Here is a 16,748-nt window from a genome sequence, read left to right on the forward strand (position 1 = left end):
TGGAGGCGGCTGCGGAATGTAAGTTACGTGGGTGACAGGGTAATTTCTGAACATCCATAGCGCGAGCTCGGTCGGAACCAAGCTTATAAAATCGCAAATCAAATTGCGCTTGCCGGTCAGGCCGCCTACCTGTTGATCCGTTGTCATCCGCCGGCGCATTCCGCGAACCGTCGCCGTCATCCCACCGTTATCCGTTCAGAATACTGGGAGTATTGCAAGAACAGGCTCGCGGATGTAAATTACGCAGCGAGGGTAACCGGCGAAAAATGAAATATAACTGGGAGTAGTCACCCCAGAACGTCAGGTGAGGGAACCAAGGTGATCCAGGCGGACACAGCCGCGGGGGGCGGGCATCAGCTCACCCCAGAGTTCGTGCCCACCTTGCCCTGATCTTCACCAGTACGGGGTTGCCTGGGTTACTGTCCGCATGACGCAGACGGCTGCTAATATTGGCTGGGGTGGGCTGGCAGAGGAGCGTTTCCGCATGGTGCGCACGATGCTGGCTCTATCCTGCTTGGCCTTGCCGTCGCACGCCCGCTCCTTGCTTCCTCTCGTGATCGCGTTCTTTGCCTCACAAACCTGCAACCCGCCGGGGATCCTCAGGCTGACCGTACGAGCAATCCGCTGCTTAGGTCGACTTGCGTCGGCGGTCTCCAAAACGGCCCTTATCAGAAGTTACAACGGACGATCGACCCGAAACGTCCTGTCAGCGGCCGCCATTCTTGCGTTTCAAGCGAGCCTGACCATTGCGACTGCGAGCGCCGACCCGGCCGTCCACCGTATTTTGATCCTGCACCAGGATAGCAGCACGATGACATCTGCCATCGAGATCGCCGACGGACTGGCAAAGGGCCTCGGAAAGCTGGCGACGACGAAGCTGGAGATCTATACGGAATTCCTGGATAGCGGCCGTTTTTCTACACCGGACCATCTGCGACGTTTGGCTGATGGTTTGCACGCAAAATTCGAAAGCATTCCTCTTCACGTGGTTGTCGCGGTCGGCCCTGAAGCTTTGCGCTTCATATTGGATCATCGTAGCCCCATTGCCCCGACCGCCGCCATCATCTTTGGAGACCTGAGCGAGAGGTCGCTGAAGCGACTTTCTCCCCGGCCGGACATGAAAGGGGTGGTCAGCGCTTACGACATCGCGAAGACGACCGATCTCGCAATCGGCCTGCAGCCCGACGCTCGACGGATCGTGGTGGTGTCTGGATCGGCTGAATTCGGTCGATCCTGGCAGGACAATGCCCGGCAGATCCTAGGCGACAGATATCACGATCTGCCCGTTGAGTATCTCTCCGGCCTCACGCTCGAATCGATGATGGCCGAAACAGAGTTGACGGCACAGACCATCCTGCTCATCCTTACGATTTTCGAGGATGCCAGCGGCACGAAGTATCGCCCCCGCGATGCCGCCGCGAAAATCGCGGCGGTTTCCGGTGCGCCGAGCTACGGTCTGCTGAGTTCGTATGTCGGCCTGGGAATAGTGGGCGGCAACATGGGGACGTATCGGTCCATCGGCGAAGACATTGCGGCCAAGGTCATTGAACGTATTTCCGGTGACGAATCCGCTCCGCAGATTGTCTATGCGACCAACTTTCCGGTCCTCGACTGGCGTCAACTAGAACGCTGGGGTTTGGACAAGGCCAGCCTCCGGGACGACGCCAATATCCTTCACTATACGCCGACGCTTTGGGAGACGTATCGATGGCAGATCACCCTCGTCGGCTTGGCCTTGCTGGCGCAGAGCCTGGCGATCCTCGGACTGTTCTACGAGCGTCGCCGCCGGCATGCAGCTGAAATCCAGTCGAGTCATCGCCTGCTCGAGGTCGTCCATCTCAACCAGTCCGCAACGGCGGGCGCCCTGTCCGCGTCGATCGCGCATGAACTCAACCAGCCGCTCGGCGCGATACGCAGCAACGCGGAAGCGGCCGAGATACTGCTTCAGAGCGATCAGCCCGACCTCAAGCTCATCCAACAGATCATCGCCGACATAAAGGACGATGACCAGCGCGCGGGAGACATCATTCAGCGCCTGCGCAAAATGCTCAAGAAGCGGGGCGAGATCGATTGGCAGGATTTCGACCTCAACGAGGTTCTCGACAGTTCAATCAACATCCTGCACGCCGAAGCCGAACGCCAGAAAGTATCCGTCCGTTCGGTTCGGGGGGCCAGGCACCTGCCCGTGCGCGCCGACAGGGTTCACATCCAGCAGGTCATCATCAATCTCGCGATGAATGCGATGGATGCGATGGATGAGAAGGCTTCGCCAGAGCGGAGACTCGAATTCCAGACCGCTATTACCAACAACTCCACGGTCGAGCTCTCGATTTCGGATACGGGCGTCGGCATCCCCAATGAGCGGCTTGCCGCAGTCTTCGATCCCTTCTACACCACCAAGCCGGCAGGCACCGGACTGGGCCTGTCCATCACGCGGACGATCATCGAGACGTATGGCGGCAGGATCTGGGCAGCCAACCGCCCGGAGGGCGGCACCGTCTTTCGCTTCGACCTGCCGCTGGCGCAGAGCATCCAATGACACCGGTCATCCACATTGTCGACGACGACGCGTCGTTTCGAACGGCTCTCGGCCGGCTGGTCGAGGCATCCGGGTTTCGAGTAGCTTCCTACGGTTCGGGTGAAGAGATCCTTTCGCGCCTGCCGACAGCGGAACCAGGCTGCATACTGCTCGACCTGCAGATGCCCGGCCTGAGCGGCGCGGATCTGCAGGACCGCCTTTCACAAGAGGCGCCGCTTTTGCCGACCGTCTTCCTCACCGGGCACGGCGATATCGCCACGACTGTTCGCGCCATCAAGGCGGGTGCCGAGGATTTTCTGGAGAAGCCCGTCTCGGCCAAGGACCTGCTGGAGGCCATCAATCGTGCGCTGCTGCAGAACGAGAAACGCTGCGCCGAGCATCATAGAATCGACAAGCTTCATGCACTCGCAGCCGGCCTGACGCCGCGCGAGTTTCAGGTCTTCGACATGGTCGTGCGCGGTAAGCGCAACAAGCAGGTGGCTTTCGAACTTGGCACGTCCGAAAGGACGGTGAAGGCCCACAGGCACGCGATCATGGAGAAGCTTAAAGTGAATTCGCTGGCCGAGATGGTGTCGATCGCCGAGCGACTGGGACTCCTGAACGCCCCAAAAAGAGGCGGTTCTGCCCCTTAGGCCAGTATCATACGCGCCCGGTTATGCCTACCGTCCGGATGTGGTTACCCAGATGCCAAGACGGGAAAGGGGCGCGCCTTGGAAAGCCTGCCAGGCAGGATAGCCGTCGTAGAGGACGATCCCAGCATGCGGAGGAGTGTCGAGCGCCTGCTCAACGCCCATGGATTTCCGACTGAGGGTTATGGATCGGCTGAAACCTTTCTCGGTCGCGACCCGGCAAGCTCGATCTTGTGCGTCGTGCTCGATATCCAGCTCGGTGGGATTTCCGGACTGGAGCTCAGGCGGCGCTTGCAGAGCTCCGATCCTTGGCTGCCTGTCATTTTCATTTCCGCCGTCGATGACGGTGCCATCGAGGTGGAAGCCGTTCGCTTGGGCTGCGGCGCCTATCTCCAAAAACCCTTCCCTGCCGCCTTGCTGATCGGTGCGATCCAGGCGGCGCTCGCGTCGTCCTCAGGCAACTTAAACTAAAACTAGTTTCCCGGCCTTTCGGGCGATCTCATTTTGGGCTGCAATAGGTTTCTGCCTCCTTCCCAAAGGTCCATTAGCGCGGCCAGTCTTCCTGGATGGCCTTCCCGATCGTGAGGCGAACCAAGGGACATCCAATGGATCCGCAGGGCGGGAGTCGATCCGGCAAGGCGGCACCGCGCTGATAGTGTCCCGAAGGTTCTGCAAAAAGCTTTGGAGAGAGAACGGCCCTTGCTCTGAGGCGAGGGGCGGCCATGGCACGCTGGTGACGTTGCGACCACCGATTCCCGTGGAAGGGGAGTGCCATGACCAAGCGAGACGTTAGACTGAGCAGAGGCGAGTTGAAAGCGTTGCTGTTGTCGGATGAGGACGGCTTTCGCAGAGTTTTGCAGACTGTCGTGCAGGAGGCTTTGGAAGCCGAGATGACGGAGGCGATGGGGCCGAGAGAGGCGAGCGGACGACGGAGCGGGTTGGTTACCGGTCCGGCTATTACGAACGCAAGCTTGTGACGCGGGTTGGCGTGCTGGAGCTTCGGGTTCCGCAAGATCGGGCCGGCCGGTTCTCGACGGAGTTGTTCGAGCGCTACCAGCGCTCGGAGAAGGCACTGGTATCGGCGCTGGTCGAGATGTACGTGCAAGGCGTGTCGACGCGCAAGGTCAAGGCGATCACCGAGGAGCTGTGCGGCCATTCCTTCTCGGCCTCGACGGTGAGCCAGGCGACGGCGCGGCTGGATGAAGCGCTGAAGGCGTTCTTTGAGCAGCGGCTTGCCGAACCTTACCCGTACCTCATTCTGGATGCGCGCTATGAGCGGGCGCGCGAGGCCGGCGTGATCGCCAGCCAGGCGGTCTTGGTGGCGATCGGCGTCGACTGGGAGGGCCGGCGCCAGGTGCTCGGCGTCGAGTTGGCCAACCGGGAAAGCCATTCGAGCTGGCGCGCGTTCGTGGCAGGGCTCAAGCAGCGCGGGCTCGCCGGCGTCGAGTTCGTCGTCTCCGACGACCATCCGGGGCTCAGGGCAGCGATCCGCGAAGTCCTGCCCGAGGCAGTCTGGCAGCGCTGTTACGTGCACTTCCTCAGAAACGCGCTCGACTATGTGCCGCGCAAGGTCGATGACGACTGCCTGATGGAGCTCAGATGGTTCTATGACCGGCGCGACCTGGCCGAGGTCAAGCGCGACCTGGCGCAGTGGATCGCCAAATGGCAGGCCAAATACCCGAAGCTGGTGGATTGGGTGGAGACCAACATCGAGGAGACGCTGAGCTTCTACCGGCTGCCGCTGGCGCATCACAAGCACATGAAGTCGACGAACATGCTGGAGCGGCTGAACCAGGAGATCAAGCGGCGCACCCTGGTCGTTCGCATCTTCCCCAACCCGCAGAGCTGTTTGCGGCTGGTTCGGGCATTGGCGGTGGAGATCCACGAGAACTGGCTCGAGGCGACCCGCTACCTCAACATGGATCATCTGCGCGAGCACAAGAAGGAGAACCTGAGGGCATTGGCCGCCTGAGACGCGGCCCGCCATGTCCGCCGCTCCGCTAAACACGGGGGCTGCGCGGCGGACACGCGTCACCGCTGAATGCCACGCCATTTTTGCAGAACTTGACGCACACAACTCACCGCGCTACCTCGGCCTGGCGCTGATCGCAGCGGGCGTTCCAGTGCCTTGCCCTCGGACAGATGCACCCGCTAGGGCTGCGGTTCCCCAAAGGCCAATAGCGGTATCTGCTCAACTCGCTAGACTTTAGTCATACCTCGATCGGGAAGCGTTCTTTTTACAGGGAGGCTCGCGTGGCCGTAATAAGAGCGACTTGCGGCACGGGAACTCGGCCGCTGCGGCTGGGCATTGGGTTTTGCGTCGGGCTGGCGCTTGCGGACTCGGCCGCCTGGGGACAAACCGTCATCGAGCCGGAAGCCGATTCCCATCTTGTGGGCCGTCGCCGACCACAGCGGCTCCGGCAAGGTCATGTGAGGGGACCAAGATGATCCGGGCGGAAATAGCTGCAGGGAATGGGCATAGGCTCGCCCCAGAGGCTTGTCGTGCCCAGCTTGCCCGGATCCTCAACAGCGCGGACTTCGATGCAACCGGTCGCGAGCGCCGCTTCCTCAGCCATGTGGTGGAGGAGACGCTGGCGGGTCGCGGTGATCGTATCAAGGCCTATTCGATCGCAGTCGAAGTGTTCGGCCGCGATATGTCCTTCGACCCGCAGACGGATCCGATTGTCCGTATCGAGGCTGGCCACCTCCGGCGCGGGCTCGAGCGTTACTACCTGACTGCCGGACACGACGATCCAATTCTCATCACGATCCCGAAGGGCGGTTACGTTCCAACGTTCTTGGTGCGATCGCCCCCTGAGACAATTGAGCCGGCCTTGCCGATCAGCCGGGCAGAGAAGGTCCCGAGCCCTGCTCGATGGACGAGGGCATCATGGCTGACGGTCGTTCTTGCGGCTACCGTCCCAGCATTGGCTGTTCTGGCATTGGGATTGGCGAGGAGCGGCGTCCGCCCAACCTCGCCTGAGATTCCGCGAGTGCTGGTCGAGGCGGTTGACGACCTTTCAGGAACGGAAGCCTCCAGGGCGATTGCGGGCGGATTGACACAGGAAATTGTCGGGCAACTCTCTAAGTTCAGGGACATCATCGTCGTCCAGTCCTCCGAAAATTCGGTCGCGCCGTCGCGCTTTGTTCTTGCGGGAAGCGTCCACCTGTCGACCGATGCCTTCCGGCTTCGGGTCAGGTTCATCAACCGCGCCGACGGCTCCGTCCTGTGGGCGGACAGTTATGATGGAGAGATGAAAGTTGCCGCGCTTATCGAGACCGAGGCCAATATCGCACAGAAAGTGGCGACGAGCCTGGCCCAGACATACGGCGTGATCTTTCAGGCCGACGCCTCGCTCAATGTCTCGAATCCTCCCGACGATTGGGCTGCCTATTCCTGCACGCTTTCTTTCTACGCATACCGGGCAAAGCTCGAACAAACGGCACTTCCAGCGGTGCGTGCGTGCCTGGAGAAGGCCGTTGACCGCTTCCCGGGCTACGCCACGGCCTGGGGTCTGCTGTCGCAGGCCTATATCGACGAGATTCGATTTCTTTATCCTTCCGACGAAGCCGCGACTTCGGCCTCGATCGCGCGCGCTCTTGCCGCGGCCAGGCGGGCCGTGGAACTGGACCCGCTCAACATCCGCGGCCTGCAGGCGGAAATGTTCGCGCTCTATTTCAGCAAAGAGATCGAGGCGGCGTTGATCGTGGGCAAACGTGCCTTGGACATCAACCCCAACGATACCGAACTGATGGGCGAGTACGGATATCGGTTGGCGCTTTCAGGAGGCTGGGACGACGGCTGCCCGCTGATCGAGGAAGCTCGCACGCGTAATCCGGGTCCCTTAGCCTATTACGAGACCGCGCTTGCCCTTTGCGCCTATTTTCGCGGCGATTATCCGCAGGCGGCCATGTGGATCAGGAAAGCCACGGTTCCCGGCAATGCCAACTATCACACCATCGCGGCCGCGATTTTCGGTGAGGGCGGATATGAAGCGGACGCCCGGCGCGAGCGTGTCTGGCTTGAACAAAACGCGCCAGGCTTGATCAAGAACCTCCGGCAGGAGGTCGCAATGCGGATCATTAGACCAGAGGACGTCGATTTCTTCCTCGGTTCGCTCAAAAAGGCCGGGCTCGCATTCAAGGACTTAGGCGGGCAGACGTAAAACTCTGCCCGTAAGACACGGCAACGCGCCGCCTGATGCCGCAACGCAAGCCCACCCGTAGCGCCAGTGGAGGGCATCATGAACATTTCGCGGCGCAACCGTATCGATCGGCACTGAAGCTTGGTGCCGCGCTATTGCATTACGATCATAATTTCTATAATTGAGTGCAATGCAATAGTAGGCCGCTGGTGGAAGCTCCAGCGTTTTGGAGACAGCGGTGAACTTAATTCCAAAAAACCGCTCTCGTAACGGGAGCCTCCTCCGGCATTGGTCACGCGAGTGCCGAGGCCTTAGTACGGGCCGGCTTCACAGTCTTCGGCACTAGCCGCAAGGCGAGTGGCAAGAGCCCGAGCCAGGTCACGATGCTGGCTTGTGACCTGACTGATGAAGCCTCTGTGGCTTCGCTCGTTTCGACGGTACTCTCAAGCACCGGGCGTATCGACGTTCTCGTCAACAATGCCGGCTTGGGCCTGTTTGGGGGTGCCGAAGAGTCCTCGGTCGCTCAGGTTCAGAGCCTGTTCGATGTCAACCTGTTCGGTGTCATGCGGATGACCAACGCCGTGTTGCCTTCGATGCGGCGTCGTGGAGAAGGCCGCATTGTCAACATCAGTTCGGCGCTGGGATTCGTGCCGGCACCGTACTCGGCGCATTACGTGGCGAGCAAGCACGCACTCGAAGGCTATTCGGAGTCGCTCGACCACGAAATCCGCGCCTTCAACGTCCGCGTCTCGCTGATCGAGCCGGGCAACGTCCAAAGCACCTTCGACCAAAACTCGCTGGAACCGGATTCCATGATGAAGGAGTACGACGCAGGGCGCGCTTGGGTGCATGCCTTTATCAAGAACGCTATGCTAACGGCCGATACTCCCGAGAAGGTGGCGGACGCAGTGCTTCTGGCGGCCACGGCCGCGCACCAGCGGCAACGCTACACCGTCGGCAAGGTCGCGCGGCAGATCAGCCTGCTGCGGCGTTTCATGCCTGCGAGGATGTTCGACAAGGCCTTGCGCCAGCAGTTCCGCCTGCCGGCCTGATCACAGCCTCGATCCGGCCAGTCGGCAAGCATAGCAATTATGTGACCGACACTTGGTTGATCCCGGCATCAATCCAGGAACGTGTCTGTTCCAGCACCTCATCCGAGAGCATGGTTGTCGCGCGTGAGCGCGCGGACGAACCCGTTTCCAACATCATTATTCTGTCTCGCTGCTATTGGGAGCCAGTCCATATGCATCAGGAAATTAGCTGATGACTTTTCGCCCATCGCGTGATCGCATCTCGGGATGTAGGGGCGGGTCCAAAGAAGTGTTCTTGCTTCGAAATATGCGAAACATAGACGCCCTTTTTGAAGAACAGGAACATCTGAATCAGATCATACCCAAGCTCGGAAAACAGCTTTACCGGGCGTGCGAGCAAGTGGAAAACCAGCCACGGCACAACCCGGACCTTAAGGCGTTTCTTTATAACCTCGGAGACGAGATCGGCGACCTCTTGCTGGCTCTTGGGCCCATCGCGCCAGCCGACATCGATCGTTTGGTTGTTGATTTCACTACCAGGAAACGTCGCGGCTTTTGCAAGATATGAGGCCAGATCATCTGTCAAAACATAGGACCATTTTGTAGTCTTATCGCCCATCGCCAGGAACCGGCCAGCTTTCACACCCTTCGCAATGATGTCTGAGCTTTGATCGAGAAATGTGGGCGCGCGGACAAATACATATGGCACACCGGAGGCCTTGATCAGATCCTCGGCCACTTTCTTGGCGTGGAAATGCGGCACTGCTGACGCAGCCTCGCAGCTGACGATGCTGAGAAAGACAAATCGGCCAACATTGGCTCTTGCTGCGGTCTCAATAAGATTCTTGTTGCCCTCAAAGTCCGTGTCGAGGCTTCCCTGCATGTAACTGTTAGCCGAGCTGACGACGACGTCCACGCCCTGCAACGCACGATCCAATGACGCTGGATCCATCATGTCGCCGCGCACCCATTCGACGTCGGCGCTCTCATTTGAGGGCGCGCCCTTACGCGACATCGCAACGACGGTCGCATTCGCAGCATGCGCCAGGTTGCGGAGAATCTTGGCTCCGAGGAACCCTGTGGCGCCAACGAGCAGGACCTTTTTCTTCCCCGTCGCGCTTGAATTTGCGGTCTCGGCAAGTGCCTTCTTATCCGAGGCAGTCGAAGGACGCGGTGATTGATCCAACCTAATTTCCTCTCATTAACTGATATCGGTCCGTAGCTCCCCCAGCCCTGATCGATCATCCGTTCAGGGCTTCGATTTTGGCACCGGCTTCCGCCGCCTGATCTGATAGTCAATCTTGCGCCCAGGTCTCGATGATGGGCGGCGCTGCCTCAACGAGAGACATGGCATCGACGAGCCAATGCTGAGCGGCGACGGACACTGGAGCTCGACAACGGGTATGGCCGCGTACCCTAGGCGCTCAGGGCGGGGTAATCGATGTAGCCTCGCGCGTTGCCGCCGAAGAAGGTGTTTTGGTCTGCCTCGTTCATCGCCGCATTGGCCTTCAGCCGCACGACGAAGTCCGGATTGGCAAGGACCATCTGGCCATAGGCTTCGAGATCGGCCAGCCCCGAAGCTACGTCGGCTCCGATCTGGTCGCGCGGACGACCCGGCCGGCTGAGGATCAGCGATTGGTGCCAGAGCTTGCGAATATCGGCCAGCAACGGCTCGTTGCCCTGGTGCATGATATGCACATAGGCGAGCCCGAGCTTGTCGAGCTCGGCGACAAGATGGCGGTAGAGGTCCGACCCTTCGGCGCCTTCGTCGATCCCCCACATGGTCGTCCCCGGGGACAGGCGGATCGCGGTGCGGTCCGCGCCGATCTCCTCGGCGATCGCCGTTGCGACCTCGATGGCGAAGCGGGCGCGGTTCTCGAGGGAGCCGCCATATTCGTCCGTGCGGGCGTTGGCGCTCGGCGCGAAGAACTGCTGGACGAGGTAGGCGTTTGCGCCGTGAATCTCGGTGCCGTCGGCGCCGGCCTCGATCGCTGAGCGGGCCGCATGGCGGAAATCGGCGACGGTCCGGCGCACTTCTTCGGTCGTCAGCGCGCGCGGCGTGGGAATGTCCTGCAGCCCGGTCGCGGTGAACATGCCCGTCCCCGGCGCGATTGCGGACGGCGCGACGCCCTGGCGGTGATGTGGCGTGTTGTCGGGATGCGACATGCGCCCGGCGTGCATGAGCTGGATGAAGATGTGGCCGCCTTTGGCGTGCACGGCGGAAATGATCTTCCGCCAGCCGGCGACATGGGCGGGCGTGTAGATGCCCGGGGTGGTGAGATAGCCCTGGCCGTCATCCGAGGGCTGAGTGCCTTCGGTGACGATCAGGCCGATGTCGGCGCGCTGGGCATAATATTCGGCAGCCAGCTCTCCCGGCGTACCGTCGAAGGCTGCGCGGCTGCGGGTCATGGGCGCCATGACCAGCCGGTTGGGAAGCGTATAGCGGCCAATGCGGGCCGGGGTGAACAGTGGATTCATCGGGTTCTCCATTCGTTGGAGTCCTTGTCCACCATTCCGATCTCGGGATAAATCCGGCAGGATTGAAATCATCTTTCCATCTATGGAGCAATCGGTTGAACCATTTGAACGACATGGCGCTGTTCGTGGAGGTGGCCAGAGCCAAGAGCTTTCGGAAGGCTGCGGAGGCTCTCGGCATGCCGAACTCCACCCTGTCGCGACGTATCAGCGAGTTGGAGAAGGCGATCGGCTTGAGGCTCCTTCATCGCACAACGCGCAAGATCGAGCTCACCGAGGCCGGTCAGCTTTATTTTGAACGGAGCAAGCGAATCGTCGACGAGGCACGGCTCGCGCACGAACAGCTCGGCGCGATGCTTGAGCAGCCCAGCGGCGTCCTGCGGGTTTCGCTCCCGGTCGACCTCGCTACTTTTTACCTCACGCCGATCATCGGCGATTTCGCGCGGCACTATCCCGGCATCACGTTCGAATTCGACCTGACCCCACGCCGCGTCGATTTGGTGGCCGAGCCGTTCGATGTGGCGATCCGCATCGGCAGACTGGAAGATTCCAGTCTGATCACTCGCCTGATCGGGCGGCATTCGCGCTACCTCTATGCGTCTCCTGGCTATATCGAAGCGTCGGGCGAGCCCGCCACACCGGCGGACCTGGCGGAGCATGAATGCATCTGCATGCCGCGGAGCCCGACCTGGACTTTGCACCAGGAGATGAACAAGGTCGATGTCGGCGTTCGCGGCCGCTTCACGCTCAACAGCGTCGGGATGATCCGCGCCCTGGCGGTCAACCACCAGGGCATCGCCCTGCTTGCCGAGAAGATCGTCGCCGAAGACTTGGCCTCTGGCCGGCTCCGACGCATCCTGCCCGAATGGCAGGGGTCGTCGGTTAGCATTTACGCCGTCACCGAAACTCGCCTTATTCCAGCCAAGACCCAGCGCTTCATCGAATTCCTGTCTTCCAGGTTGATGGAGGCTTGAACATGCTATTGCCGCCGTTTGCCCGCTACTCCCACTCGATTGTGCCCGGCGGCTTGCACGTCAGCGGTTGATGCCGCGCACCTCGTTGATGATGGTGGCGGCGGCGCTCAGGAACGCCATGCCGTAGCGGTAGAAATCCGCCGTCATGAGCGGCAGACTGTAGTGCTGGCGAAACATCTCCACCACGCCTGATGCCTCTTCCCTGCGCATCAGCCCGTGGTCGGCGGCGGAGAATCTCATCTTGCTCCAGTTGCAATGGCAAATGAGCGACCGACAGTGACTAATTCGCGGGAACAGCATGCTCACCATTTGGACATACGACCGGGTGCCCGGCGGCGAAAATGGCCCAGAGGCTTTGTGCGCGATCTCCGGCTGAGATGAGCCTGCGAGGAAGCGGCACTCGACTACGCGGTGAAGAGTACTGCGCGATTGAAGCGATCATGCGCTCAGCCACGGCTCGTCATGCAATCTTCCCCCGCAAGCTGTCCGCGAGTGCAGAAAGCGTATCGGCAAGTTGTCTCGCGGCTTCCGGTGGCGGCAGCGGCATTTTGAGGCTTTGCGCGCCGGTGGCGAGATCGCGCTCAATCCATGGATGCGCCGGTGCGCTGGGATCGTTGGCGGACGCCAGCGCGGCGACAAACTGGGCGCCGACCTGCAGCAAGGCGCGCCAGGGATCGGCACCCGTAACGCTCGGCGGTGCTCCGGCCGCATCAGTTCGCGCAATCGCCGTCTCGCCCGCTCCGGCGTCTACATCCGCATTTACATCTTCCGCGGAACCGGCCGCATCTGCAGCGGCGATGTTCCTCACTTCCTCGGCCGGTGTTACGGCCTCGCCCTCACCCATGCTCCCGGTGACATTTTCCACGTCCTTCATGAAGCGGTTGAGACGCGAACCGCCGAGCGAAATCTCGCCGCTGGCCCCATCGAGAATTCCCGCAGACAAAGAGCGTTTGAACGCCAGCACCGAAAGCATGCCTTCCTCGATGGTGCCCTTGGCCACGAAATTGATGACCCGCACCGGCCGTTTCTGACCCATGCGATGAATGCGCGCGATGCGCTGTTCGAGGATCGCCGGGTTCCACGGCAAGTCCATGTTCACCAGGGTCGAAGCATGCTGCAGATTGAGCCCCGTGCTGCCGGCATCGGTGGACAGAAACACGCGGCAGGCGGGGTCGTCGCGAAACCGCTCGACCAATGCCGGCCGCTTCTCGGACGGCACGCCGCCGTGGAAGCTGACGTAGCCCAGCTTACGCGCTTCGAGGCGGCGGATGACGATGTCGTGGGTCCGCGTCCATTGCGAAAACACCACCGCCTTGGCGTCGGGCTCGGCGAACAAATCCTCGAACAGCGCCGCCAGTTCGTCGGCCTTGACGCCATGATCGGTTTCCTGGTCCAGCAGATAGGTGCTGTTGCACGACATGCGCATGTTCTGTAGCGCACAGGTCAGCCGACGCTGATCCTTGTCCGACAGAAACCTGGTCTTGCGCCAGCGCTGGACGATTTTCGCCACCACGTCAGCGCTTTCCTGATGATAGAGCATTTGCATCTCGGTCATCGGCATCAGCAGATTCTGGTCGGTCCGGCTGGGCAGTTGCCGCAGCACCTCGGATTTGCGCCGGCGGATCATGACCGGCGCCAGCGTTTGGCTGACCTTCTCCAGCCCGGTGTAGCCGGTAACACGCCCGGTATCGTCCTTGACCTGATGTTCGTGCAGCAGCTTCCAGGTCGGCCCCAACCGGTGCTGATCGACAAACTGGACGATGGACACCAGTTCCTCCAGCTTGTTTTCCAACGGTGTCCCGGTAAGCACGATCGCATAGGAGCTATCGATGCGCTTCAATGCGCGCGCGGCAATTGTGTTCCAGTTCTTGACCCGTTGCGCTTCATCGACGATGACCAGTTCGGGTCCCCATGCGGCGATCAGGTCGAGATCGGGCTTGAGTTTCTCATAATTTGTGATCTTGCAGAAATCGTCAAAGGCGTAGTCCATCTGCCGCTGCGCCCGACCGCCGTTGATCACGCGTGCCGCATTTTCACCTTCCCGCCCCGAGAAACGCATAATCTCGCTTTGCCACTGGTATTTGAGCGAGGTCGGGCAGACCACCAGCACTTTCGAGACGCCAAAGTGTCGCGCCAGTATTTCAGCTGCGGCAATTGCCTGTATGGTCTTGCCCAATCCCATATCGTCGGCGATCAATGCCCGGCCGGTTCGCACCGCAAACAGCGCACCTTCGGCCTGATAGGGATAGAGCGGCACCTTCAGAAGTCCCAGCAGCTTGGGATCGGCGGCACCGCGCTGGAACAATTGTTCGAGCTTTGCTGTGCGCCGGTCCGCATCGCGCCTTCCCGCGATAAAATCGAGCGCATCGTCATAGGCCCGCAACTCATGGCCGCACTTCGACACCACGGTCATGAAGCGCTCCAACTCGCCAAACCGCTCGTCCGGCAGCATCCCGTTGTGTTCGGCATCGAACAACCCGTCGGCGGCCTCGGCCACCGCCGGCGGGCAGTCCGTTCCGGCGCGAAAATACACGCAGCGCTTGCCTTCATTGCGTAGATACAACTCAGAAAATGCCGGCTGGTAACCGCGCGCAAACGCTGTCCTGGCGCCGCGCTTTTTCTTCAACTGGGCAAGTGTGAATTCGAGGTGCTTGCAGGTTCCCAATTCGCTGGTGGCATAATCGGGGCATGAACAGAAATTGCCACCCGGCCCCAAACCTCGGATCGCCACGCGGTAGCTGGACTTCGAAACAGGATTGCTGACCCGAAATTCGGAGAAAAACGGCTCGCTGGTCAGATTCTCAAGTCCGAAGTCCTGCTCGCGTCCGAACTGGCGGCGCAAGCCGCGTTGCCAGTCGACCGGCGAAAGGTCGGCAGGCGCGTGGGTGCGCGAGAGCTTAGGCTCCCTGTTCGGCTTGATCGCGGAATTCAGGCGTTGGCGCTTGGATTTCATCGAAGCATAATCCGTTCAGAAAAATTTCTCACCAGATGTTAATCGTGAATGCGGGCGACTCCCCCCTACTCCCAGTCAATTATTCACAGCTTTCGTAACATGCTGACTTTTCAGCGCAAATTTTTCTGCGCGCAGCCAAGAACCGTCTCAGCGATGCGTCAGAAATTTCGCGCTCTTGAATTCAAAGACGAATTTCGGCGATCCGCGACTTGCTCAGTTTCAACCACTATCGGCATCGATCGATCGATTTTCGACCTTCTTTAGACGCGCCTTCAACGATCAGCATCGTCGCAAAAAGACCGTCGCGGCCAGTCGTTGGATAGACTCTGCTGGTTCGGTTGCCCGGTCGTGGCCTAGCCTACTGCGCGCCACTCTCCCCTCACTCCCATTCGATGATTAATTGTAACTGTAAGCCGCTGCTTTTCCTGAATTTTTTCCGTCAATCAAATCCACAATACCGTCAAAAATACCGTCAGAATCGTACGCTGTTGAAAAGACTGAAACAATGTGGTCGCCGTCGCGGTATGCACACTTTTGACTGCATTATTTACGAGCTGCCATTCGGCGAGGTCAACGTCGGAGTTCACAGACCATAAGGCAAGGACGGTCTTTGCTCATGCTCGACAGCCCTAGGTCGAGTGCCGCATCACCCGTCGATCCTCGGTCGACCAAAGCTTCGCATTCTCATCTGCTGCTCGTGCCGATGTCTCCCAATCGGCCATGCGCTATAGGAACACGCGAATTTCGATTCTGTCCTTAACTCTTCGACTCACTCTGAGTAACAACGTCACGCCGGTCCTACACTTCTGACGCCATTTTGCGGCAATGCGGCCAGGAAGAGCTGCGCCCGTTCGCGATTTCCGAGCCGCCGCCTCGTTTGCTCGACTTCGCGCTCCAGGCGCTCGAAGGTGGACGCGTAGGCGTCGCCATGCCGGACGACCAGATAGGCCGCGACAGCCAGACAGCGTTCGAGCTTGGCTATTGACGGATTGGTGTCAGTTGGAACGATCTCGTTCAACGTTCGGCAATCTGCAAGGTCCATTTTTCCGCTCCCGTCGAGGCCCGATTGGCGGCAGGATCGCCTATGTGCGGGTGCGCCGGACGAGCTGCTGCTATAGCAACTCGTGAAGATCGGCAAGCCGACGCTAGCCTTCCGCCTTTCAACTGCGAGCCCGTCGAGATCGAGGCCTTCGACGAACGACCGCGCGGTGGACGATATCGTCCACCGCGAGCTCGCTCGAGAGTCCGATCAGCAGGTCGAGCGATTGCGCCTGGCAATCCTCAAGCAAGGCGCTCGCATTTGCTTGTTTGATAGGCGGCCCAAACCGAGGGAAACATCGTCCTCAGAAAGACATTCCGATGTGCTCTGCAAGTGCCTGCCGAAGCGATGAGCGCTCGTTGCGACCCCAAGTTTATGGATGCGGCCGACTGCTCGGCCGTTAATTTCACATAATTTCACATTCCAAATAAGACACAAAAGTCGGCCCAGGGCTGACGGCCGAAACGCGCTTAGGCAGTGGGATGCGCCCGTAATGGAGGTTAGGCTTCCGTGTCGATTCCAAATCTTTTGCTCTTCGGCTGTCCGCTCATCCGTCTTGACCAGGACGAACCTACAGCCTATCTCACCGACACGGTAGCACTCCCCGCTGGCGAGTGCTAACCGGGCTCCGGCAACGGAGAACCTTTCAACCTCCGCACCAGGGATATCCAAAATGGCAAAGTCGAATTTCCGGCCGCTGCATGACCGCGTGGTCGTTCGTCGGGTCGAATCCGAATCCAAGACCGCGGGCGGGATCATCATCCCCGATACGGCTAAGGAAAAGCCGCAGGAAGGCGAGATCACCGCCGTCGGTTCCGGCGCCCGCGACGAAGCCGGCAAGCTCGTCCCGCTGGACGTCAAGGCCGGCGACCGCATCCTGTTCGGAAAGTGGTCGGGCACCGAAGTCAAGCTCAATGGCGAAGACCTTCTGATCATGAAGGAATCCGACATCATGGGCATCAT

Annotated in this window: 11 protein-coding genes and 3 pseudogenes; 8 read left to right on the forward strand and 6 right to left on the reverse strand. The window is 60.3% G+C overall.

What is annotated here, in order from left to right; genetic code table 11:
• The first annotated feature begins 427 nt into the window (after positions 1-427).
• The 4 genes and pseudogenes from AC0L3I_RS32345 (at position 428) to AC0L3I_RS32360 (ending at position 5,140) form a co-directional block, all read left to right on the forward strand.
• A complete protein-coding gene (locus AC0L3I_RS32345; RefSeq protein WP_473529621.1) occupies positions 428-2,539 on the forward strand; it encodes an ATP-binding protein in 2,112 nt (703 codons plus the stop codon).
• Entirely contained in the window at positions 2,536-3,171 is a 636-nt protein-coding gene (locus AC0L3I_RS32350) for a response regulator transcription factor (RefSeq protein ID WP_473529622.1), read from the forward strand. Before AC0L3I_RS32345 ends, AC0L3I_RS32350 begins: the two co-directional genes overlap by 4 nt.
• A gap of 78 nt (positions 3,172-3,249) precedes the next feature.
• Positions 3,250-3,639: a response regulator transcription factor gene (locus AC0L3I_RS32355; RefSeq protein ID WP_473529623.1), complete on the forward strand. Its 390-nt coding sequence runs from the start codon at positions 3,250-3,252 to the stop codon at positions 3,637-3,639.
• 302 nt (positions 3,640-3,941) lie between these two features.
• Positions 3,942-5,140, forward strand: a pseudogene (locus AC0L3I_RS32360) (IS256 family transposase).
• Between the two features lie 454 nt (positions 5,141-5,594).
• Here AC0L3I_RS32360 and AC0L3I_RS32365 read toward each other — a convergent pair.
• Positions 5,595-5,915, reverse strand: a complete 321-nt coding sequence (locus AC0L3I_RS32365) for a hypothetical protein (protein WP_473529624.1) — start codon at positions 5,913-5,915, stop codon at positions 5,595-5,597.
• A 246-nt stretch (positions 5,916-6,161) separates the two neighbouring features.
• On the opposite strand from AC0L3I_RS32365, the gene AC0L3I_RS32370 reads away from it, so the two are divergent.
• Together AC0L3I_RS32370 and AC0L3I_RS32375 are read left to right on the forward strand one after the other, a co-directional pair.
• Positions 6,162-7,334, forward strand: a complete 1,173-nt coding sequence (locus tag AC0L3I_RS32370; RefSeq protein WP_473529625.1) for a hypothetical protein — start codon at positions 6,162-6,164, stop codon at positions 7,332-7,334.
• Between the two features lie 233 nt (positions 7,335-7,567).
• Positions 7,568-8,365: pseudogene (locus AC0L3I_RS32375) on the forward strand (oxidoreductase); the annotation flags it as partial.
• Between the two features lie 196 nt (positions 8,366-8,561).
• On the opposite strand, the gene AC0L3I_RS32380 reads toward AC0L3I_RS32375, so the two are convergent.
• Both AC0L3I_RS32380 and AC0L3I_RS32385 read right to left on the reverse strand, forming a co-directional pair.
• Positions 8,562-9,530, reverse strand: coding sequence for an SDR family oxidoreductase (locus tag AC0L3I_RS32380; protein WP_473529626.1), 969 nt, complete (start codon positions 9,528-9,530; stop codon positions 8,562-8,564).
• A 230-nt stretch (positions 9,531-9,760) separates the two neighbouring features.
• The gene (locus AC0L3I_RS32385; RefSeq protein WP_473529627.1) at positions 9,761-10,834 is read right to left on the reverse strand and encodes an alkene reductase; all 1,074 of its coding nucleotides are present in this window, start codon (positions 10,832-10,834) and stop codon (positions 9,761-9,763) included.
• Positions 10,835-10,917: 83 nt separating this feature from the next.
• Between AC0L3I_RS32385 and AC0L3I_RS32390 the strand changes: the two genes are divergently transcribed.
• On the forward strand, positions 10,918-11,793 hold the full coding sequence (locus AC0L3I_RS32390) for a LysR family transcriptional regulator (RefSeq protein ID WP_473529628.1): 876 nt from the start codon (positions 10,918-10,920) through the stop codon (positions 11,791-11,793).
• A 25-nt stretch (positions 11,794-11,818) separates the two neighbouring features.
• Here AC0L3I_RS32390 and AC0L3I_RS32395 read toward each other — a convergent pair.
• From AC0L3I_RS32395 to AC0L3I_RS32405, 3 genes and pseudogenes are all read right to left on the reverse strand, one after another.
• A pseudogene (locus AC0L3I_RS32395) lies at positions 11,819-11,940 on the reverse strand (GMP synthase (glutamine-hydrolyzing)); the annotation flags it as partial.
• 313 nt (positions 11,941-12,253) lie between these two features.
• Positions 12,254-14,746 (reverse strand): DEAD/DEAH box helicase, encoded by a 2,493-nt coding sequence (locus tag AC0L3I_RS32400; protein WP_473529629.1) that lies wholly within the window; start codon positions 14,744-14,746, stop codon positions 12,254-12,256.
• 787 nt (positions 14,747-15,533) lie between these two features.
• The gene (locus AC0L3I_RS32405; protein ID WP_473529630.1) at positions 15,534-15,788 is read right to left on the reverse strand and encodes a hypothetical protein; all 255 of its coding nucleotides are present in this window, start codon (positions 15,786-15,788) and stop codon (positions 15,534-15,536) included.
• Positions 15,789-16,458: 670 nt separating this feature from the next.
• Between AC0L3I_RS32405 and groES the strand changes: the two genes are divergently transcribed.
• The coding region (gene groES / locus AC0L3I_RS32410) for a co-chaperone GroES (protein WP_473529631.1) at positions 16,459-16,748 on the forward strand (290 nt) is incomplete at its 3' end.

The sequence above is a fragment of the Mesorhizobium sp. WSM4840 genome (assembly GCF_055811755.1).